Source organism: Serratia sp. 14-2641 (assembly GCF_001692375.1).
GTDB classification, from domain to species: domain Bacteria; phylum Pseudomonadota; class Gammaproteobacteria; order Enterobacterales; family Enterobacteriaceae; genus Chania; species Chania fonticola_C.
Map to the genome: position 1 here is coordinate 9,060 of NZ_LXKR01000046.1, position 16,537 is coordinate 25,596.

A 16,537-nucleotide genomic window follows, 5' to 3' on the forward strand; every position below is an offset into this window, starting at 1 on the left:
AAGGGGAATTGCTTTGTTAAAATTGCGTTACTAATTTTTTGAGGGGTGTTCTGATGGGTATGTTAAAAGAGTTCCGCGAATTTGCCATGCGTGGCAACGTGGTCGATCTGGCAGTGGGTGTGATCATTGGTGCGGCATTCGGTAAAATCGTTTCTTCTCTGGTTGCCGACATCATCATGCCACCTTTGGGGTTGCTGATAGGTGGCGTTGATTTCAAACAGTTCCATCTGGTACTGCGTGAAGCCAAAGACAATGTCCCAGCAGTAGTGATGAACTATGGCTCTTTCCTGCAGAATATCTTTGATTTCGTGATCGTCGCCTTTGCGATCTTTATGGCTATCAAGTTAATGAACAAAATGCGCCGTAAAGAAGTTGAAGAGCCAGCCGCACCGCCTGCGCCAACGGCCGAAGAGAAGCTGCTGACAGAAATCCGCGATCTGCTGAGTCAACAACAACAGCCTAAGCTGTAATTCACCGCTTATAACGCTAAAAGCCATCTTACGATGATGGCTTTTTTGTGGCTTAAAACCAGAAGGCCAGTGGTAAATTGTCGTTGGGCAATTTACCACTGGCCTCCCAGTTACCGCCTTTTGCGTGTTTGTCTTTACGCCGGTAGCTGCCTTTCCCTTTACTGTTCTTCTCTACCCGTTGGCGGAAAAGAGGATCGTGTAGCAACGCCTCAATGGCATTGTCCTGGATCTTGCCTTTGGTATGACGATATTGGGTCATCATGGTCTTCCTGTTGGTTGATGATAATAAACGCGCCGATGATACTGCTGGCCAGATAAAAATTAAAGCCCCATACGCCGTTAAACCGCACTTTTGGCTTTCTCTTCGCTGGCTCCTTGCTCCAAAGCCTCCAGAATCGAGCAATAGTTGCTAGTGTGCTCACTACCACAGCAGGCATCGCTGAGCCTTTTCAGCGACTCACGCATTCTGGTTAACTCGGTCAGTTTGCTTTCAACCTCATGCAGCCGCGCATCAACGATAGACTTCGACTCTTCGCAGGTATGATGCTCTGGATCTACGCGGATCGACAGCAACTCGGCGATGGTTTCCAGCGTGAAGCCCAGCTGCTTGGCATAGCGGATAAAACGCAGGCGCTGTAAGTCCTGATCGCTATACAGCCGATAGCCGCCTTCGGTACGAACGTGGTGATCCATCATGCCTTGCTTCTCGTAATAGCGCACCGTATCTGGCGTTACGTCAGCCAACTTGGCTAATTGCCCAATTTTGAACATCATGACCTCTCCATGTTGCACTTATCACTGATAGCCTGAGCATAGCGGATGTGGGGAAGGATCTTAAGCATTGCCGGGAGGGAAAGCACATTTGGCTAGCTACAGACGTAAAAAAACCGGGCAAGCCCGGTTTTTCTACGCTTCCACAGATTACTCTGCAGTTGCTACTTCTGCTTGAGACTCAGCACGATCAACCAGCTCGATGTATGCCATCGGCGCGTTGTCGCCTGCGCGGAAGCCACACTTCAGAATGCGAGTGTAACCACCGGCACGGCTCGCAAAACGCGGGCCTAGCTCGTTAAACAGTTTTGCCACGATCTCGTTATCACGAGTACGGGCGAATGCCAGACGACGATTAGCAACGCTGTCGGTCTTGGCAAGAGTAATCAGCGGCTCAACAACGCGACGCAGCTCTTTCGCTTTTGGCAGGGTCGTCTTGATGATCTCATGACGAACCAAAGAGCCGGCCATGTTACGGAACATAGCCTGGCGATGGCTGCTGTTACGGTTCAGTTGACGACCACTCTTACGATGGCGCATGACCTTATCCTTCTCAGTAAAACCTTAACCTGTGATCCGGTTACTCGTCAGCAATGCTAGCCGGTGGCCAATTTTCCAGGCGCATGCCCAGAGAAAGTCCACGGGAAGCCAGCACGTCTTTAATCTCAGTAAGAGATTTTTTACCCAGGTTAGGCGTTTTCAACAGCTCAACCTCGGTACGCTGTACCAGATCACCGATGTAGTGGATAGCTTCTGCCTTAAGGCAGTTAGCAGAGCGGACAGTCAATTCCAGATCGTCAACAGGGCGCAGCAGGATCGGATCGAACTCTGGTTTCTCTTCTTTCACTTCCGGCTGACGTACATCACGTAGGTCAACGAAAGCTTCCAGTTGTTCAGCCAGAATGGTTGCCGCACGGCGGATCGCCTCTTCAGGATCGATCGTGCCATTGGTTTCCATCTCGATGACCAGCTTGTCCAGGTCGGTACGCTGTTCTACACGCGCTGCTTCAACATTGTAGGCAATACGCTCTACAGGGCTATAGCAGGCGTCAACCAACAGACGACCAATCGGGCGCTCATCTTCTTCCGAATGAATTCGGGCAGAAGCCGGCACATAACCACGACCGCGCTGAACTTTGATACGCATGCTGATAGCAGCGTTCTCATCGGTCAGGTGGCAGATAACGTGCTGCGGCTTGACGATTTCGACATCACCATCATGGGTAATGTCGGCAGCGGTCACAGGGCCAATGCCAGATTTATTCAGGGTAAGAATAACTTCATCTTTCCCTTGAACTCTCACCGCCAGCCCTTTCAGGTTGAGCAAGATCTCCAGGATATCTTCCTGTACGCCTTCTTTGGTGCTGTACTCATGTAGTACACCATCAATCTCAACCTCGGTCACCGCGCAACCCGGCATAGATGAAAGCAGAATACGGCGCAGTGCGTTGCCAAGAGTATGGCCAAAGCCACGCTCTAACGGCTCAAGGGTCACCTTGGCGTGCGTCGAACTGACTTGCTCGATATCTACCAGGCGCGGTTTTAGAAACTCTGTCACAGAACCCTGCATTGTGTCCTCTCTTTGAAACTCAAGCCTTACTTGGAGTAAAGCTCGACGATCAGGTGTTCGTTAATGTCGGCGGACAGATCGGTACGTTCAGGAATACGTTTGAACACACCTTCCATCTTCGCAGCATCAACTTCCAGCCAAGTCGGCTTTTCACGCTGCTCAGCCAGCTCCAGAGAAGCCTTAACACGAGACTGCTTTTTAGCTTTCTCGCGGATGCTGACTACGTCATTCGGAGATACCTGATAAGAAGCGATGTTAACAACGCGACCATTTACCATAACGGCTTTATGGCTAACCAGCTGACGTGATTCTGCACGAGTGGCGCCGAAGCCCATACGGTAAACTACGTTGTCCAGACGACCTTCCAGAAGGGTCAACAGGTTTTCACCGGTGTTGCCTTTCAGGCGGGTTGCTGCTTTGTAATAGTTACGGAACTGACGCTCCAGAACACCGTACATACGGCGAACTTTTTGCTTTTCACGTAACTGTACACCGTAGTCAGACAGACGCGGTTTACGCGCACCGTGTTGACCAGGTGGCTGTTCAATTTTGCACTTTGAATCTATCGCGCGAACGCCAGACTTCAGGAACAGGTCTGTGCCCTCGCGGCGGCTAAGCTTGAGCTTAGGACCCAAATATCTTGCCATTTTCTTTCTCCAACAATCCGAAAAGCAGGGGCGTTACACGCGACGCTTTTTCGGTGGACGACAACCGTTATGAGGAATCGGAGTCACATCGGTAATATTAGTGATGCGGAAACCAGCCGCGTTCAGAGCGCGGATAGTAGACTCACGACCAGGACCAGGTCCTTTGACCATAACTTCCAGGTTCTTGATACCGTATTCTTTAACTGCGTCAGCACAACGCTCGGCTGCAACCTGAGCTGCAAACGGAGTTGACTTACGAGAACCACGGAAACCGGAACCACCGGCTGTTGCCCAACCCAAAGCATTACCCTGACGATCGGTAATAGTCACAATGGTGTTGTTGAAAGAAGCATGGATATGAGCCACGCCGTCAGAGACTTGTTTTCTTACACGCTTACGTGTACGAACAGGTGCCTTTGCCATTATTCAATCACCCCGATTATTTCTTGATCGGTTTACGCGGACCCTTACGGGTACGTGCGTTGGTCTTAGTACGCTGACCGCGAACTGGCAGACCACGACGATGGCGTAAACCACGGTATGTACCAAGATCCATCAGACGCTTGATGCTCAGGGTAACTTCACGACGCAAATCACCTTCAACAGTGAATTTGGCAACTGCTTCACGCAGTTGTTCAATTTGCTCTTCAGACAGCTCACTGATCTTAACATTTTCAGCAATACCCGTCTCAGCACAGATAGACTGTGAACGAGTTTTGCCGATTCCGAAGATCGACGTTAACGCGATAACGGTATGTTTATGATCAGGAATGTTAATGCCTGCTATACGGGCCACTATGCACTCCTACTAATTTTTACGGCAACACCATTCTGAAAAGCCCGTTTTCAGGATACTCAAATAATGTTGCAGCTACATACAAAAGATTGGCTGGCTAATCTAGCCAGCTCAACCCAACTTTGCAAGAAAAATATGCGAGATAATCAGCCTTGACGCTGTTTATGCTTCGGCTCGGCGCTGCAAATCACACGAACGACACCGTTACGCTTAACGATTTTGCAGTTACGACATAATTTCTTGACGGAAGCACGAACTTTCATTTTTACTCTCCGTAACTTCTCAAACGCACCAGATTAGCGGTTATAGCCTTTCAGGTTTGCTTTCTTCAATGCAGACTCGTACTGACTTGACATCATCAGAGTTTGCACTTGAGCCATAAAGTCCATGATGACGACAACAACGATCAGTAGCGAGGTACCACCAAAGTAGAATGGTACTTTCATTGCATCACGCATGAACTCCGGGATCAGGCAGATGAAAGTAATGTACATCGCGCCCACCAGGGTTAAACGCGTCATCACTTTATCGATATATTTCGCCGTTTGCTCTCCCGGACGAATTCCTGGTACGAAGGCACCGGACTTCTTCAGGTTATCTGCTGTTTCACGCGGGTTGAAAACCAACGCCGTGTAGAAGAAACAGAAGAAGATGATTGCAGACGCATAGAGTAACACATAAAGCGGTTGTCCAGGCTGCAAATACAGCGAAATCGTTGTCAGCCAGTTCCAACCGGTACCGCCCCCAAACCATGATGCAATCGTGGCAGGGAACAGAATAATGCTGGAAGCGAAGATTGCTGGGATTACCCCTGCCATGTTCACTTTCAACGGTAAGTGTGTGCTCTGTGCTGCGTAAACACGACGACCCTGTTGACGTTTCGCATAGTTAACGACGATACGACGTTGACCACGTTCAATGAAAACAACGAAGAAGGTTACTGCAAACACTAATACTGCAACCAACAGCAACAAGAGGAAGTGCAGGTCGCCTTGCCGAGCTTGCTCAATAGTATGGCCAACAGCCGGCGGAAGACCCGCCACAATACCCGCGAAGATAATGATTGAGATACCGTTACCGATACCACGCTCAGTAATCTGCTCGCCCAGCCACATCAGGAACATTGTCCCGGTAACCAGACTCACAACCGCAGTAAAGTAGAACGCAAAGCCTGGGTTTAACACCAGGCCCTGCATACCAGGCATATTCGGCAGACCGGTAGCAATACCGATCGACTGGAATATGGCCAACACCAGCGTACCGTAGCGGGTGTACTGGCTAATCTTGCGACGGCCAGCCTCCCCTTCTTTCTTGATTTCCGCCAACGCTGGATGAACCACCGTCAGTAACTGGATAATGATCGAGGCCGAAATGTACGGCATGATCCCCAGAGCAAAAATAGAAGCACGGCTGAGAGCACCACCAGAGAACATGTTAAACATTTCAATGATGGTGCCTCTCTGCTGTTCGAGCAGTTTGGCAAGCACAGTGGCATCGATACCAGGAATCGGAATGAAAGAGCCAATGCGGAAAACAATCAGCGCGCCGATAACAAACAAAAGTCTGCGCTTCAGCTCACCGAGTCCGCCTTTAGCACTTTGAAAATCTAATCCTGGTTGCTTAGCCATCAGCTTACTTATTCCTCAATTTTACCGCCAGCAGCCTCGATAGCAACACGAGCGCCTTTGGTGACACGCAGACCACGCAGGGTAACCGGACGAGTGATTTCGCCAGAAAGCATAACTTTCGCGAACTCGATCTGGGTACCAACAACGTTAGCGGCTTTCAGCGTGTTCAGGTCGATTACGTCGCCTTCTACAAGAGCCAGTTCAGACAGACGAACTTCTGCCGTGATCATAGCTTTGCGAGAGGTGAAGCCGAATTTCGGCAAACGACGATATAAAGGCATCTGACCACCTTCAAACCCACGACGTACGCCACCGCCAGAACGTGAGTTCTGACCTTTGTGACCACGACCGGCGGTTTTACCCAGGCCAGAACCAATACCACGACCTACACGCTTAGGCGCATGCTTGGCACCTTCAGCCGGAGACAGAGTATTTAAACGCATCTGTTACTCCTCAACCTTAACCATGTAGGAAACCAGGTTGATCATACCGCGTACAGCAGGAGTATCCTCGCGCTCTACGGTGTGACCAATACGACGCAGACCCAGACCGAGCAGTGTAGCTTTATGCTTCGGCAGACGGCCAATGGAGCTGCGAACTTGTGTAACTTTGATAGTCTTAGCCATGGTCAATTACCCCAGAATGTCTGCAACGGATTTACCACGCTTGGCAGCGACCATTTCAGGAGACTTCATATTAGCCAAAGCGTCGATAGTTGCACGAACCACGTTGATCGGGTTGGTGGAACCATAAGCTTTAGCCAGTACGTTGTGCACCCCAGCAACTTCGAGAACGGCGCGCATTGCACCACCCGCGATGATACCGGTACCTTCATGAGCTGGCTGCATGAACACACGGGAACCCGTATGAGCACCTTTAACAGGGTGCTGCAGGGTGCCGCCGTTCAGCGCGACATTCATCATGTTGCGACGGGCTTTTTCCATCGCTTTCTGGATCGCTGCTGGAACTTCGCGTGCTTTGCCGTAGCCAAAACCAACGCGACCGTTACCATCACCAACTACTGTCAGTGCGGTAAAGCTGAAAATACGGCCACCTTTTACGGTTTTAGATACGCGGTTTACCGCGATCAGCTTTTCCTGCAGTTCGCCAGCTTGTTTTTCGATGTGAGCCATCTTAAACCTCTTCCTTAGAACTGAAGGCCAGCTTCACGGGCAGCATCTGCCAGTGCCTGGACTCGACCATGATATTGGAAACCGGAACGGTCAAAGGATACTTTCGCAATCCCTTTTTCCAACGCGCGCTCAGCCAGAGCTTTACCTACGGCTGCTGCTGCGTCTTTGTTACCGGAGTACTTCAATTGCTCAGTGATAGCTTTTTCTAAAGTAGAAGCGGCTACCAGAACTTCAGAACCATTTGGAGCAATGACCTGTGCGTAAATGTGACGCGGGGTACGATGTACCACCAGGCGGGTTGCACCCAGTTCTTTGAGCTTACGGCGTGCGCGGGTCGCACGACGGATACGAGCAGATTTCTTATCCATAGTGTTACCTTACTTCTTCTTAGCCTCTTTGGTACGCACGACTTCGTCGGCGTAACGGACACCCTTGCCTTTATAAGGCTCAGGACGGCGGTAGGCACGCAGATCTGCAGCAACCTGGCCAATAACCTGCTTATCAGCGCCTTTCAGCACGATTTCAGTTTGGCTTGGGCATTCAGCAGTAATACCTGCTGGCAGCTGGTGATCGATTGGGTGAGAGAAGCCCAGGGCTAAATTCACCACGTTGCCTTTAACAGCAGCACGATAACCAACACCTACCAGTTGAAGCTTCTTGGTGAAACCTTCGGTAACACCGACAACCATTGCGTTCAGCAGAGCGCGCGTGGTACCCGCTTGGGCCCATGCGTTAGCAAAACCTTCGCGTGGTGCGAAAGTCAGTGCGTTAGCTTCTTGCTTCACTTCAACGGCGTCATGGACTGTACGAGTCAGCTCGCCGTTCTTACCCTTAACCGAAATAACCTGACCGTTGAGTTTTACCTCTACGCCGGCAGGAATGACGACGGGTGCTTTTGCAACACGAGACATTCTTTCCTCCCGAATTAAGCTACGTAGCAGATAATCTCGCCACCAAGACCAGCTTGGCGAGCTGCACGATCGGTCATAACACCTTTAGAGGTAGAAATAACAGCGATACCCAGACCGGCCATAACTTTTGGCAGTGCATCTTTTTTCTTGTAGATGCGCAGACCTGGACGACTGATACGCTGAATGCTTTCTACCACTGCCTTACCCTGGAAGTACTTCAGTACCAGTTCCAGAACAGGCTTGGTGTCGCCTTCAATTTTGAAATCTTCAATAAAACCTTCTTCCTTCAGCACGTTGGCAATTGCCACTTTCAGCTTGGAGGAAGGCATGGTGACCGCAACTTTGTTCGCGGCTTGACCGTTACGGATACGGGTCAGCATATCCGCGATCGGATCTTGCATGCTCATCTGTCTTTACTCCCGTGATTCAATTGGTAATTACCAGCTAGCCTTTTTCAAGCCTGGTACTTCACCGCGCATAGCGGCTTCACGTAGCTTGATACGGCTCAACCCGAATTTGCCCACATAACCATGTGGACGGCCAGTTTGACGGCAGCGTTTACGCTGACGAGACGGGCTGGAATCACGCGGCAGAGACTGGAGCTTGAGAACAGCATCCCAACGATCTTCGTCAGAAGAGTTCACACCAGAAATGATAGCTTTCAATTCCTCGCGTTTAGCGCGGTACTTGTCAGCCAGTTTCACGCGAACGACTTCGCGTGCTTTCATTGATTGCTTAGCCATCAGTAACCCTGCCTTACTTGCGGAACGGGAAGTTAAAAGCAGCCAACAGCGCGCGGCCTTCATCATCAGATTTCGCAGAAGTGGTAATGGTAATATCCAAACCACGAACGCGATCGACTTTGTCGTAGTCGATTTCTGGGAAGATGATTTGCTCACGCACACCCATGCTGTAGTTACCACGGCCATCGAATGACTTAGCGGACAAGCCACGGAAGTCACGGATACGTGGAACAGCAATGGAAATCAGACGCTCAAAGAACTCCCACATGCGTTCGCCACGCAGAGTTACTTTACAGCCGATCGGATAGCCCTGGCGGATTTTGAAGCCTGCAACAGATTTGCGTGCTTTGGTGATGAACGGCTTTTGACCGGAGATAGCTGCCAAGTCAGCTGCTGCATTATCCAGCAGTTTCTTGTCAGCGATCGCTTCACCAACACCCATATTCAGGGTGATCTTCTCGACCCGAGGGACTTGCATGACAGAGTTGTAATCAAACTGAGACATCAGTTGTTTGACTACCTCGTCTTTGTAGTAATCATGCAGTTTCGCCATCGTCATACTCCAAATTACTTGATAGTTTCGCTATTTGATTTGAAGAAACGGACTTTTTTGCCGTCTTCGAATCTAAAGCCTACACGGTCAGCCTTACCGGTAGCCGAGTTGAACAGCGCAATGTTGGAAACCTGAATAGCAGCTTCTTTTTCAACAATGCCACCTGGTTGGTTCAGGGCCGGGACCGGCTTCTGATGTTTCTTAACCAGGTTGATACCTTCAACAATGACCTTACCAGCAGACAGGACATTTTTTACTTTACCGCGTTTACCTTTGTCTTTCCCGGTAAGCACGATAACTTCGTCATCACGACGGATTTTCGCTGCCATGGTTCGCTCCTTAGAGTACTTCTGGTGCCAGAGAGATAATTTTCATGAACTTCTCATTACGCAGTTCACGAGTTACCGGCCCAAAAATACGCGTACCGATAGGTTGCTCGCTGTTATTGTTTAAAATAACGCATGCATTACCATCGAAGCGAATGACAGAACCGTCCGGGCGACGTACACCCTTCTTGGTGCGCACCACTACCGCCTTCAGCACATCGCCTTTCTTCACCTTACCGCGAGGAATTGCTTCCTTGATGGTAATTTTGATGACGTCGCCGATGCCTGCGTAGCGACGGTGCGAGCCACCTAGAACCTTGATACACATTACGCGACGTGCACCGGAGTTGTCGGCCACGTTCAGCATAGTCTGTTCTTGGATCATGTTAGTGCTCCGCTAATGTCAACTACAACTTTAGGACCCATTACTAGGTCGTTGAAAAGCCCCATAACCGAGGGCGCAGCATTATAACACCGCTTCCAGAGTATGGGTAGAAAAAATAAACGGCTCACTTTCTGAGCCGTTTATTAAGTTAGAGTCAGCTACTCTATTACAGAATCGCTTTATCTACAATGCGAACCAACGTCCATGACTTAGTCTTGGACAGTGGACGGCATTCGCGGATTTCTACCACGTCGCCGATACCACATTCGTTGTTCTCATCATGTACATGCAGCTTAGTCGTACGCTTGATGAATTTCCCGTAGATCGGGTGCTTCACCGTACGTTCGATAGCAACAACCATGGATTTCTCCATTTTGTCACTAACAACACGACCTTGCAGAGTACGGATAATATCAGTCATTTTACGCACCCGCCTTTTCAGTCAGTAAAGTCTTAACGCGTGCGACATTACGACGCACTTGTTTCAACAGGTGAGTTTGTTGCAGTTGGCCACTCGCCGCCTGCATGCGTAAGTTGAATTGCTCACGCAGCAGGTTGAGCAGCTCAGTGTTCAGCTCTTCAACACTTTTTTCACGCAGCTCTTGTGCTTTCATTACATCACCGTCTTAGTTACAAAGGTGGTTTTGATCGGCAGTTTAGCTGCTGCCAGCTTGAACGCTTCACGGGCGACTTCTTCTGGAACGCCGTCCATTTCGTACAGGACTTTGCCAGGTTGGATCAGGGCAACCCAATATTCCACGTTACCCTTACCTTTACCCATACGCACTTCAAGAGGCTTCTCGGTGATTGGTTTGTCCGGGAATACACGGATCCAAATCTTACCTTGACGCTTCACTGCACGAGTCATTGCACGACGAGCTGCTTCGATTTGACGAGCAGTCAGACGGCCACGGCCAACAGCTTTCAGACCGAAAGTGCCGAAGCTAACATCCGTACCTTGCGCCAGACCACGGTTGCGGCCCTTGTGCACCTTACGGAATTTTGTACGCTTTGGTTGTAACATCAGCGACTCTCCTTACTTGCGGCCTTTACGCTGCTGCTTTTTAGGTTGAGCAGCCGGTTCCGGTTGTTCAACTGCAGCCATACCACCCAGGATCTCACCTTTGAAGATCCATACCTTAACGCCGATTACACCATAAGTGGTGTGCGCTTCAGATGTGTTGTAATCGATATCCGCACGCAGTGTATGCAACGGAACACGACCTTCACGGTACCATTCGGTACGCGCGATTTCAGCACCGCCAAGACGGCCGCTTACTTCAACTTTGATACCTTTAGCGCCAAGACGCATTGCGTTCTGTACAGCACGCTTCATAGCACGACGGAACATAACGCGACGTTCCAGCTGTGAAGTGATGCTGTCAGCAACCAATTTTGCGTCCAGTTCCGGTTTACGGACTTCGGCGATGTTAATTTGCGCAGGAACGCCAGCGATATCCGCTACGACCTTACGCAGTTTTTCGACATCTTCACCTTTCTTGCCGATAACGATGCCAGGACGAGCGGTGTGAATAGTCACACGGATGCTCTTCGCTGGACGCTCGATAACGATGCGAGAAACGGAAGCTTTCGCCAGTTCTTTAGTCAAGAATTGGCGAACTTTAAAGTCGCTGTCCAGGTTGTCAGCGAATTCTTTGGTATTCGCATACCAAGTAGAGTTCCAAGGTTTGACAATACCCAGGCGAATACCATTAGGATGTACTTTCTGACCCATTGCTAGTCTCCAGAGTCTCAGCGATCGGACACAACCACAGTAATGTGGCTGGTGCGCTTCAGGATGCGATCTGCACGACCTTTTGCACGAGGCATAATGCGCTTCATGCTTGGGCCTTCGTCTACGAAGATTTTCGTGACTTTCAGATCATCGATGTCAGCGCCATCGTTGTGTTCTGCGTTAGCAATGGCAGACTCCAGCACTTTCTTGACCAGACCAGCAGCTTTCTTGTTGGTGTAGGCCAGAGTTTCCAGAGCTTGCGACACTTTCTTACCGCGGATCAGGTCTGCAACAAGGCGAACCTTCTGAGCAGAAGAACGAGCGTGGCGATGTTTAGCGATAGTTTCCATCTCTTCCTCCTACCTTAGCGCTTTTTAGCTTTTTTATCAGCCGCATGGCCGCGATAAGTACGAGTCGGCGCGAATTCACCCAGTTTGTGACCGACCATTTCATCGGAAACAAATACTGGTACGTGCTGACGACCATTATGGACAGCGATGGTCAAACCGATCATGTTAGGAAAGATCGTTGAACGACGGGACCAAGTGCGCAAAGGCTTCTTGTCACCGCTTTCCACCGCTTTCTCTACCTTCTTCAGCAAGTGCAGGTCAATAAAAGGACCTTTCTTGAGAGAACGTGGCATGGCTTATCCTCTAATTATTTTTTACTACGGCGACGTACGATGAACTTGTCAGTACGCTTGTTGCTACGGGTCTTCTTACCTTTGGTCTGAACGCCCCACGGAGTTACCGGGTGCTTACCAAAGTTACGACCTTCACCACCACCGTGCGGGTGATCGACTGGGTTCATCGCCGTACCGCGAACGGTAGGACGAATACCACGCCAACGTGCAGCACCTGCTTTACCCAGAACGCGAAGCATATGTTCAGCGTTACCGACTTCACCCAGGGTGGCGCGGCAATCAACTGGAACTTTACGCATTTCGCCAGAGCGCAGACGCAGAGTTACGTAGGAACCATCACGTGCGACGATCTGAACGTAGGCACCAGCAGAACGAGCCAGCTGGCCGCCTTTACCTGGTTTCATTTCTACGTTATGAACCGTTGAACCTACTGGGATGTTGCGCATAGGCAGGGTGTTACCCGCTTTGATTGCAGCATCAACACCAGATTGGATCTGGTCACCAGCTTTCAGGCCTTTCGGCGCCAGGATATAACGGCGTTCGCCGTCTTTGTACAGAACCAGCGCGATGTTCGCGGAACGGTTCGGATCGTACTCCAGACGCTCAACCACAGCAGGGATACCATCTTTGTTGCGTTTGAAGTCAACCAGACGATAATGTTGCTTGTGGCCACCACCGATATGACGGGTGGTGATACGGCCATTGTTGTTACGACCACCGCTTTTGCTCAGTTTCTCAAGCAGCGGGGCATAAGGTTTACCCTTGTGCAGCTCAGGGTTAACCACTTTAACAACGTGGCGACGACCCGGAGATGTAGGTTTACATTTAACAATTGCCATTGTTCTTACTCCTCCGACTTACTCTGCGCCGCCGATGAAGTCCAAGTTCTGGCCTTCCTTCAGGGTGACGTAAGCTTTTTTCCAGTCGCTACGACGACCAACACGCTGACCTTGACGCTTCACTTTCCCTTTTACTACCAGGGTGTTAACGTCTTCGACTTCGACTTCAAACAGTTTCTGCACTGCAGCTTTAATTTCTGCTTTGGTCGCGTCTTTGGCAACTTTGAGTACGATGGTGTTGCTTTTTTCCATCGCAGCGGATGCTTTTTCAGATACGTGCGGTGCACGCAGCACTTTCAGCAAACGTTCTTCACGGATCATGCCAGCATCTCCTCAACTTGCTTCACAGCATCAGCAGTCATAACCACTTTGTCGAAGGCGATCAGGCTAACTGGGTCGATACCTGCTACATCGCGCACGTCAACCTTGTACAGGTTACGAGCTGCCAGGAACAGATTCTCATCCAGTTCACCGGTCACGATCAGCACATCTTCCAGGGCCATATCTTTCAGTTTCTGTGCCAGCAGCTTAGTTTTAGGCGCTTCTACAGAGAACTTCTCGACAACGATCAGACGATCTTGACGTACCAGTTCGGACAGGATGCTTTTCAGCGCGCCGCGGTACATCTTTTTGTTTACTTTCTGACTGTGGTCTTGTGGCTTCGCAGCGAAGGTTACACCACCAGAACGCCAGATCGGGCTCTTTACAGTGCCTGAACGCGCACGGCCTGTACCTTTCTGGCGCCACGGTTTTTTACCGGAACCAGTCACTTCAGCACGGGTCTTCTGAGCACGGGTACCTTGACGGGCACCTGCTGCATAAGCAACAACAACCTGGTGTACCAGCGCTTCGTTGAAATCACGACCGAAGGTAGTTTCGGAAACAGTCAGCGCGCTTTGCGCGTCTTTCAATACTAATTCCATTGCTATCCCCTTACGCCTTCACAGCTGGTTTAACGATCAGGTTGCCACCGGTTGCGCCCGGTACAGCACCCTTAACCAGCAGCAGGTTGCGCTCAGCGTCAACACGTACTACGTCCAGGCTTTGAACGGTTACACGCTCGTCACCCAGGTGGCCAGCCATTTTCTTGCCTTTGAACACTTTGCCCGGAGTCTGGTTCTGACCGATAGAACCCGGAACGCGGTGAGACAAGGAGTTACCGTGGGTTGCATCCTGAGTACGGAAGTTCCAGCGCTTTACAGTGCCAGCAAAACCTTTACCTTTGGAAGTACCGGTAACATCGACTTTTTTAACGTCAGCGAAGATTTCTACGCTGATTTCTTGACCTGCAGCGAACTCTTGACCTTCTTCAAGGCGGAATTCCCACAGACCACGGCCAGCTTCGACGCCAGCTTTAGCGAAATGACCCGCTTCCGGTTTGGTCACACGGTTAGCTTTTTTGCTACCGGTAGTGACCTGAATGGCACGGTATCCGTCGTTGTCCAGGTCTTTAACCTGAGTCACGCGGTTCGCTTCAATTTCAATCACGGTTACTGGGATAGAAACGCCATCTTCAGTGAAGATACGAGTCATGCCCACTTTTTTACCGACTAAACCAATCATTGTTTCAACCTCTCAATCGTCAATGACCTGATTAACCCAGGCTGATCTGCACGTCTACACCGGCAGCCAGATCCAGACGCATCAGAGCATCAACGGTTTTCTCAGTTGGCTCAACGATGTCAACCAGACGCTTGTGAGTGCGGATCTCGTACTGATCACGCGCGTCTTTGTTGACGTGCGGGGAGATCAGAACGGTAAAGCGCTCTTTGCGAGTTGGCAGCGGGATCGGACCACGGACTTGCGCACCAGTGCGCTTGGCAGTCTCGACGATTTCCGCAGTTGATTGATCGATCAGACGATGATCAAACGCTTTCAGGCGGATACGGATTCTTTGGTTCTGCATGAGACCAGAGCTCCAATTATTTATAAACGTAAATAATTACTCCTCACACCCATTTCGATTGATGGGGGAGTGTAATCGTCAACATATAACCCCCATATCGGGAGTATTGTTCGAAGGGCAAAACGTTCTTGCCAATCGACTGATTCGCTAAAATCAGGCTTACCAAGATTAGGTAAGCCCGCGCATTATACGCAAACCAGGCCAGGTTGCAAGCCACGGATGGAAATATGCTCAGAATGAGCGGTATTTAATGAGTTTTCCCCCCTCCCCCGACCCTCTCCTCTAGTGATAGGGAGCCGATCGGCACTATTGGCAAGTGCAGGAGATAATCTGTAACGGGAGAATGTGAGGGCTGTTATGGCGTTAAAGCTGATCTGTAATAGTGGAATATAAAGGAAGAATGTCTCAGTTAAGTTACAGCACGGACTGTCCCTCTCCCTGTGGGAGAGGGTTCGGGGGGCATTCAGTCTTTGCGTTCCAGCACTTGCGCCTGGCAATAGTTTTGGATGCCAAGCCGCTCAATCAAGCTCAGCTCAGTCTCCAACCAGTCGATATGCCCTTCCTCATCGGCCAAGACTTCTTTCATCAGATCGCGGCTGACATAATCATGGATAGAGTCGGCATAGGCGATACCTTCCCGCAGGTTCTTGGCGCCGTCCAGCTCCAGGGCCAAATCAGACCTCAGCATCTCTTCGACATCTTCACCGATATTCAGCTTGCCGAGATCTTGCAGGTTCGGTAACCCTTCAAGGAACAGGATACGCTCGATGTAGCGATCGGCATGTTTCATCTCATCGATCGACTCGTGATATTCCTTCTCATTGAGACGCATCAGGCCCCAATTTTTGAACATACGCGCGTGCAGGAAGTATTGATTGATGGCAACCAGCTCGTTACCGAGCAGCTTGTTGAGGTGAGCAATGATCTTTTTATCGCCTTTCATAGGTAAATCCTCCTGGGCAGTTCTAAAAGTGTAGAAGCTGCGGGCCAAGAGTCAAAAAATAACCCTACTATTTATTAGGCGACTTCATGCATATGAATCAGGGTTGCGCGTTCCTCCACCATAATTTGCCTTGCCTGACGAATGCATTTACCGCAGTCAGTTCCAATCGGCACCAGCTCACGTAGTTGCTTCATGGTATGGGGATTGTGCTGACGCACCGCCTTACGGATCGCTTTGTCAGACACAGCATTACACAGACATACGTACATAGAGAGACTCACTTCTTAACCGATGCAGTAAGTCTAAATAAGAATCGTTTTTATTTCAATTAAGATTGGTAAAAAATTGTATAAAAAAAGGGCACCGAAGTGCCCTCTTTTAGTGCTTATAAATTATTCGCGATTAAGCGATAACTTTAGCAACAACGCCCGCACCTACAGTACGGCCGCCTTCACGGATTGCGAAACGCAAGCCTTGGTCCATCGCGATTGGGTGGATCAGGGTAACAACCATGTTCACGTTATCGCCTGGCATTACC

The 16,537-nt window shown here is 50.1% G+C and carries 33 protein-coding genes and 1 pseudogene; 1 reads left to right on the forward strand and 33 read right to left on the reverse strand.

The features are described 5' to 3' along the window. The first annotated feature begins 53 nt into the window (after window positions 1–53). Entirely contained in the window at window positions 54–470 is a 417-nt protein-coding gene (gene mscL, locus A6U95_RS17825) for a large-conductance mechanosensitive channel protein MscL (protein ID WP_021808121.1), read from the forward strand. Window positions 471–522: 52 nt separating this feature from the next. Here the strand turns inward: mscL and A6U95_RS17830 are convergent, their stop codons facing one another. From A6U95_RS17830 to tuf, 33 genes and pseudogenes are all read right to left on the reverse strand, one after another. After that, a complete protein-coding gene (locus tag A6U95_RS17830) occupies window positions 523–729 on the reverse strand; it encodes an alternative ribosome-rescue factor A (RefSeq protein WP_021808122.1) in 207 nt (68 codons plus the stop codon). An 80-nt stretch (window positions 730–809) separates the two neighbouring features. Continuing rightward, a complete protein-coding gene (gene zntR / locus A6U95_RS17835; protein ID WP_039996322.1) occupies window positions 810–1,241 on the reverse strand; it encodes a Zn(2+)-responsive transcriptional regulator in 432 nt (143 codons plus the stop codon). Window positions 1,242–1,391: 150 nt separating this feature from the next. After that, window positions 1,392–1,781 carry a 50S ribosomal protein L17 gene (gene rplQ / locus A6U95_RS17840; protein ID WP_004929726.1) on the reverse strand — a complete coding sequence of 130 codons (390 nt, stop codon included), beginning with the start codon at window positions 1,779–1,781 and terminating at the stop codon, window positions 1,392–1,394. Window positions 1,782–1,821: 40 nt separating this feature from the next. Further along, complete coding sequence (gene rpoA, locus A6U95_RS17845) at window positions 1,822–2,811, reverse strand: DNA-directed RNA polymerase subunit alpha (RefSeq protein ID WP_002919219.1); 990 nt, start codon at window positions 2,809–2,811, stop codon at window positions 1,822–1,824. Window positions 2,812–2,837: 26 nt separating this feature from the next. Further along, complete coding sequence (gene rpsD / locus A6U95_RS17850) at window positions 2,838–3,458, reverse strand: 30S ribosomal protein S4 (protein ID WP_021182216.1); 621 nt, start codon at window positions 3,456–3,458, stop codon at window positions 2,838–2,840. Between the two features lie 33 nt (window positions 3,459–3,491). Continuing rightward, window positions 3,492–3,881 (reverse strand): 30S ribosomal protein S11, encoded by a 390-nt coding sequence (gene rpsK / locus A6U95_RS17855; RefSeq protein ID WP_004929731.1) that lies wholly within the window; start codon window positions 3,879–3,881, stop codon window positions 3,492–3,494. 16 nt (window positions 3,882–3,897) lie between these two features. Next, window positions 3,898–4,254 carry a 30S ribosomal protein S13 gene (gene rpsM, locus A6U95_RS17860; protein ID WP_021182217.1) on the reverse strand — a complete coding sequence of 119 codons (357 nt, stop codon included), beginning with the start codon at window positions 4,252–4,254 and terminating at the stop codon, window positions 3,898–3,900. A gap of 146 nt (window positions 4,255–4,400) precedes the next feature. Next, window positions 4,401–4,517, reverse strand: a complete 117-nt coding sequence (rpmJ, locus tag A6U95_RS29925) for a 50S ribosomal protein L36 (protein WP_002227352.1) — start codon at window positions 4,515–4,517, stop codon at window positions 4,401–4,403. A 33-nt stretch (window positions 4,518–4,550) separates the two neighbouring features. Next, window positions 4,551–5,882: a preprotein translocase subunit SecY gene (secY, locus tag A6U95_RS17865; RefSeq protein WP_021182218.1), complete on the reverse strand. Its 1,332-nt coding sequence runs from the start codon at window positions 5,880–5,882 to the stop codon at window positions 4,551–4,553. A gap of 8 nt (window positions 5,883–5,890) precedes the next feature. Beyond that, window positions 5,891–6,325 (reverse strand): 50S ribosomal protein L15, encoded by a 435-nt coding sequence (gene rplO / locus A6U95_RS17870; protein ID WP_021182219.1) that lies wholly within the window; start codon window positions 6,323–6,325, stop codon window positions 5,891–5,893. A 3-nt stretch (window positions 6,326–6,328) separates the two neighbouring features. After that, on the reverse strand, window positions 6,329–6,508 hold the full coding sequence (gene rpmD, locus A6U95_RS17875; RefSeq protein WP_004956161.1) for a 50S ribosomal protein L30: 180 nt from the start codon (window positions 6,506–6,508) through the stop codon (window positions 6,329–6,331). A 6-nt stretch (window positions 6,509–6,514) separates the two neighbouring features. Next, window positions 6,515–7,015, reverse strand: coding sequence for a 30S ribosomal protein S5 (gene rpsE, locus A6U95_RS17880; RefSeq protein ID WP_021182220.1), 501 nt, complete (start codon window positions 7,013–7,015; stop codon window positions 6,515–6,517). Window positions 7,016–7,029: 14 nt separating this feature from the next. Beyond that, window positions 7,030–7,383 (reverse strand): 50S ribosomal protein L18, encoded by a 354-nt coding sequence (gene rplR / locus A6U95_RS17885; RefSeq protein ID WP_021182221.1) that lies wholly within the window; start codon window positions 7,381–7,383, stop codon window positions 7,030–7,032. A 9-nt stretch (window positions 7,384–7,392) separates the two neighbouring features. Then, window positions 7,393–7,926 carry a 50S ribosomal protein L6 gene (gene rplF, locus A6U95_RS17890; RefSeq protein WP_021182222.1) on the reverse strand — a complete coding sequence of 178 codons (534 nt, stop codon included), beginning with the start codon at window positions 7,924–7,926 and terminating at the stop codon, window positions 7,393–7,395. Window positions 7,927–7,940: 14 nt separating this feature from the next. After that, on the reverse strand, window positions 7,941–8,333 hold the full coding sequence (rpsH, locus tag A6U95_RS17895; protein WP_021182223.1) for a 30S ribosomal protein S8: 393 nt from the start codon (window positions 8,331–8,333) through the stop codon (window positions 7,941–7,943). A gap of 30 nt (window positions 8,334–8,363) precedes the next feature. Beyond that, window positions 8,364–8,669, reverse strand: coding sequence for a 30S ribosomal protein S14 (gene rpsN, locus A6U95_RS17900; protein ID WP_021182224.1), 306 nt, complete (start codon window positions 8,667–8,669; stop codon window positions 8,364–8,366). Window positions 8,670–8,682: 13 nt separating this feature from the next. Beyond that, on the reverse strand, window positions 8,683–9,222 hold the full coding sequence (gene rplE / locus A6U95_RS17905) for a 50S ribosomal protein L5 (RefSeq protein ID WP_021808125.1): 540 nt from the start codon (window positions 9,220–9,222) through the stop codon (window positions 8,683–8,685). 14 nt (window positions 9,223–9,236) lie between these two features. Further along, window positions 9,237–9,551 carry a 50S ribosomal protein L24 gene (gene rplX / locus A6U95_RS17910; protein ID WP_021808126.1) on the reverse strand — a complete coding sequence of 105 codons (315 nt, stop codon included), beginning with the start codon at window positions 9,549–9,551 and terminating at the stop codon, window positions 9,237–9,239. A gap of 10 nt (window positions 9,552–9,561) precedes the next feature. Next, complete coding sequence (rplN, locus tag A6U95_RS17915; protein ID WP_020837240.1) at window positions 9,562–9,933, reverse strand: 50S ribosomal protein L14; 372 nt, start codon at window positions 9,931–9,933, stop codon at window positions 9,562–9,564. Window positions 9,934–10,099: 166 nt separating this feature from the next. Further along, window positions 10,100–10,354, reverse strand: coding sequence for a 30S ribosomal protein S17 (gene rpsQ / locus A6U95_RS17920; RefSeq protein WP_021182227.1), 255 nt, complete (start codon window positions 10,352–10,354; stop codon window positions 10,100–10,102). 1 nt (window position 10,355) lies between these two features. Beyond that, window positions 10,356–10,547 (reverse strand): 50S ribosomal protein L29, encoded by a 192-nt coding sequence (rpmC, locus tag A6U95_RS17925; RefSeq protein WP_002218942.1) that lies wholly within the window; start codon window positions 10,545–10,547, stop codon window positions 10,356–10,358. Then, window positions 10,547–10,957: a 50S ribosomal protein L16 gene (rplP, locus tag A6U95_RS17930; RefSeq protein ID WP_004929764.1), complete on the reverse strand. Its 411-nt coding sequence runs from the start codon at window positions 10,955–10,957 to the stop codon at window positions 10,547–10,549. The genes rpmC and rplP overlap by 1 nt, the downstream gene beginning before the upstream one ends. Before the next feature lie 12 nt (window positions 10,958–10,969). Then, window positions 10,970–11,668 (reverse strand): 30S ribosomal protein S3, encoded by a 699-nt coding sequence (rpsC, locus tag A6U95_RS17935; RefSeq protein ID WP_004956187.1) that lies wholly within the window; start codon window positions 11,666–11,668, stop codon window positions 10,970–10,972. 17 nt (window positions 11,669–11,685) lie between these two features. Beyond that, window positions 11,686–12,018 (reverse strand): 50S ribosomal protein L22, encoded by a 333-nt coding sequence (gene rplV, locus A6U95_RS17940; RefSeq protein WP_004391423.1) that lies wholly within the window; start codon window positions 12,016–12,018, stop codon window positions 11,686–11,688. Between the two features lie 14 nt (window positions 12,019–12,032). Next, on the reverse strand, window positions 12,033–12,311 hold the full coding sequence (gene rpsS, locus A6U95_RS17945) for a 30S ribosomal protein S19 (RefSeq protein ID WP_004929772.1): 279 nt from the start codon (window positions 12,309–12,311) through the stop codon (window positions 12,033–12,035). Between the two features lie 14 nt (window positions 12,312–12,325). After that, window positions 12,326–13,150, reverse strand: a complete 825-nt coding sequence (gene rplB / locus A6U95_RS17950; RefSeq protein WP_021182228.1) for a 50S ribosomal protein L2 — start codon at window positions 13,148–13,150, stop codon at window positions 12,326–12,328. Window positions 13,151–13,168: 18 nt separating this feature from the next. Next, a complete protein-coding gene (gene rplW / locus A6U95_RS17955) occupies window positions 13,169–13,471 on the reverse strand; it encodes a 50S ribosomal protein L23 (protein WP_021182229.1) in 303 nt (100 codons plus the stop codon). Beyond that, window positions 13,468–14,073: a 50S ribosomal protein L4 gene (gene rplD / locus A6U95_RS17960; RefSeq protein WP_021182230.1), complete on the reverse strand. Its 606-nt coding sequence runs from the start codon at window positions 14,071–14,073 to the stop codon at window positions 13,468–13,470. Before rplD ends, rplW begins: the two co-directional genes overlap by 4 nt. A 10-nt stretch (window positions 14,074–14,083) precedes the next feature. Further along, on the reverse strand, window positions 14,084–14,713 hold the full coding sequence (gene rplC / locus A6U95_RS17965) for a 50S ribosomal protein L3 (protein ID WP_004956193.1): 630 nt from the start codon (window positions 14,711–14,713) through the stop codon (window positions 14,084–14,086). A 31-nt stretch (window positions 14,714–14,744) separates the two neighbouring features. Then, window positions 14,745–15,056 carry a 30S ribosomal protein S10 gene (rpsJ, locus tag A6U95_RS17970; RefSeq protein WP_001181005.1) on the reverse strand — a complete coding sequence of 104 codons (312 nt, stop codon included), beginning with the start codon at window positions 15,054–15,056 and terminating at the stop codon, window positions 14,745–14,747. Window positions 15,057–15,519: 463 nt separating this feature from the next. Next, window positions 15,520–15,999 (reverse strand): bacterioferritin, encoded by a 480-nt coding sequence (gene bfr / locus A6U95_RS17975; protein ID WP_021182231.1) that lies wholly within the window; start codon window positions 15,997–15,999, stop codon window positions 15,520–15,522. Window positions 16,000–16,073: 74 nt separating this feature from the next. Beyond that, the gene (gene bfd, locus A6U95_RS17980) at window positions 16,074–16,268 is read right to left on the reverse strand and encodes a bacterioferritin-associated ferredoxin (RefSeq protein ID WP_024485620.1); all 195 of its coding nucleotides are present in this window, start codon (window positions 16,266–16,268) and stop codon (window positions 16,074–16,076) included. 133 nt (window positions 16,269–16,401) lie between these two features. Next, a pseudogene (tuf, locus tag A6U95_RS29930) lies at window positions 16,402–16,537 on the reverse strand (elongation factor Tu); the annotation flags it as partial.

What these genes read in the sequence shown, in the direction of transcription:
- mscL (WP_021808121.1), top strand. Translation starts at nt 54, where the DNA reads ATGGGTATGTTAAAAGAGTTCCGCGAATTTGCCATGCGTGGCAACGTG.
- A6U95_RS17830 (WP_021808122.1), bottom strand. Translation starts at nt 729, where the DNA reads ATGACCCAATATCGTCATACCAAAGGCAAGATCCAGGACAATGCCATT.
- zntR (WP_039996322.1), bottom strand. Translation starts at nt 1,241, where the DNA reads ATGTTCAAAATTGGGCAATTAGCCAAGTTGGCTGACGTAACGCCAGAT.
- rplQ (WP_004929726.1), bottom strand. Translation starts at nt 1,781, where the DNA reads ATGCGCCATCGTAAGAGTGGTCGTCAACTGAACCGTAACAGCAGCCAT.
- rpoA (WP_002919219.1), bottom strand. Translation starts at nt 2,811, where the DNA reads ATGCAGGGTTCTGTGACAGAGTTTCTAAAACCGCGCCTGGTAGATATC.
- rpsD (WP_021182216.1), bottom strand. Translation starts at nt 3,458, where the DNA reads ATGGCAAGATATTTGGGTCCTAAGCTCAAGCTTAGCCGCCGCGAGGGC.
- rpsK (WP_004929731.1), bottom strand. Translation starts at nt 3,881, where the DNA reads ATGGCAAAGGCACCTGTTCGTACACGTAAGCGTGTAAGAAAACAAGTC.
- rpmJ (WP_002227352.1), bottom strand. Translation starts at nt 4,517, where the DNA reads ATGAAAGTTCGTGCTTCCGTCAAGAAATTATGTCGTAACTGCAAAATC.
- secY (WP_021182218.1), bottom strand. Translation starts at nt 5,882, where the DNA reads ATGGCTAAGCAACCAGGATTAGATTTTCAAAGTGCTAAAGGCGGACTC.
- rplO (WP_021182219.1), bottom strand. Translation starts at nt 6,325, where the DNA reads ATGCGTTTAAATACTCTGTCTCCGGCTGAAGGTGCCAAGCATGCGCCT.
- rpmD (WP_004956161.1), bottom strand. Translation starts at nt 6,508, where the DNA reads ATGGCTAAGACTATCAAAGTTACACAAGTTCGCAGCTCCATTGGCCGT.
- rpsE (WP_021182220.1), bottom strand. Translation starts at nt 7,015, where the DNA reads ATGGCTCACATCGAAAAACAAGCTGGCGAACTGCAGGAAAAGCTGATC.
- rplR (WP_021182221.1), bottom strand. Translation starts at nt 7,383, where the DNA reads ATGGATAAGAAATCTGCTCGTATCCGTCGTGCGACCCGCGCACGCCGT.
- rplF (WP_021182222.1), bottom strand. Translation starts at nt 7,926, where the DNA reads ATGTCTCGTGTTGCAAAAGCACCCGTCGTCATTCCTGCCGGCGTAGAG.
- rpsH (WP_021182223.1), bottom strand. Translation starts at nt 8,333, where the DNA reads ATGAGCATGCAAGATCCGATCGCGGATATGCTGACCCGTATCCGTAAC.
- rpsN (WP_021182224.1), bottom strand. Translation starts at nt 8,669, where the DNA reads ATGGCTAAGCAATCAATGAAAGCACGCGAAGTCGTTCGCGTGAAACTG.
- rplE (WP_021808125.1), bottom strand. Translation starts at nt 9,222, where the DNA reads ATGGCGAAACTGCATGATTACTACAAAGACGAGGTAGTCAAACAACTG.
- rplX (WP_021808126.1), bottom strand. Translation starts at nt 9,551, where the DNA reads ATGGCAGCGAAAATCCGTCGTGATGACGAAGTTATCGTGCTTACCGGG.
- rplN (WP_020837240.1), bottom strand. Translation starts at nt 9,933, where the DNA reads ATGATCCAAGAACAGACTATGCTGAACGTGGCCGACAACTCCGGTGCA.
- rpsQ (WP_021182227.1), bottom strand. Translation starts at nt 10,354, where the DNA reads ATGACTGATATTATCCGTACTCTGCAAGGTCGTGTTGTTAGTGACAAA.
- rpmC (WP_002218942.1), bottom strand. Translation starts at nt 10,547, where the DNA reads ATGAAAGCACAAGAGCTGCGTGAAAAAAGTGTTGAAGAGCTGAACACT.
- rplP (WP_004929764.1), bottom strand. Translation starts at nt 10,957, where the DNA reads ATGTTACAACCAAAGCGTACAAAATTCCGTAAGGTGCACAAGGGCCGC.
- rpsC (WP_004956187.1), bottom strand. Translation starts at nt 11,668, where the DNA reads ATGGGTCAGAAAGTACATCCTAATGGTATTCGCCTGGGTATTGTCAAA.
- rplV (WP_004391423.1), bottom strand. Translation starts at nt 12,018, where the DNA reads ATGGAAACTATCGCTAAACATCGCCACGCTCGTTCTTCTGCTCAGAAG.
- rpsS (WP_004929772.1), bottom strand. Translation starts at nt 12,311, where the DNA reads ATGCCACGTTCTCTCAAGAAAGGTCCTTTTATTGACCTGCACTTGCTG.
- rplB (WP_021182228.1), bottom strand. Translation starts at nt 13,150, where the DNA reads ATGGCAATTGTTAAATGTAAACCTACATCTCCGGGTCGTCGCCACGTT.
- rplW (WP_021182229.1), bottom strand. Translation starts at nt 13,471, where the DNA reads ATGATCCGTGAAGAACGTTTGCTGAAAGTGCTGCGTGCACCGCACGTA.
- rplD (WP_021182230.1), bottom strand. Translation starts at nt 14,073, where the DNA reads ATGGAATTAGTATTGAAAGACGCGCAAAGCGCGCTGACTGTTTCCGAA.
- rplC (WP_004956193.1), bottom strand. Translation starts at nt 14,713, where the DNA reads ATGATTGGTTTAGTCGGTAAAAAAGTGGGCATGACTCGTATCTTCACT.
- rpsJ (WP_001181005.1), bottom strand. Translation starts at nt 15,056, where the DNA reads ATGCAGAACCAAAGAATCCGTATCCGCCTGAAAGCGTTTGATCATCGT.
- bfr (WP_021182231.1), bottom strand. Translation starts at nt 15,999, where the DNA reads ATGAAAGGCGATAAAAAGATCATTGCTCACCTCAACAAGCTGCTCGGT.
- bfd (WP_024485620.1), bottom strand. Translation starts at nt 16,268, where the DNA reads ATGTACGTATGTCTGTGTAATGCTGTGTCTGACAAAGCGATCCGTAAG.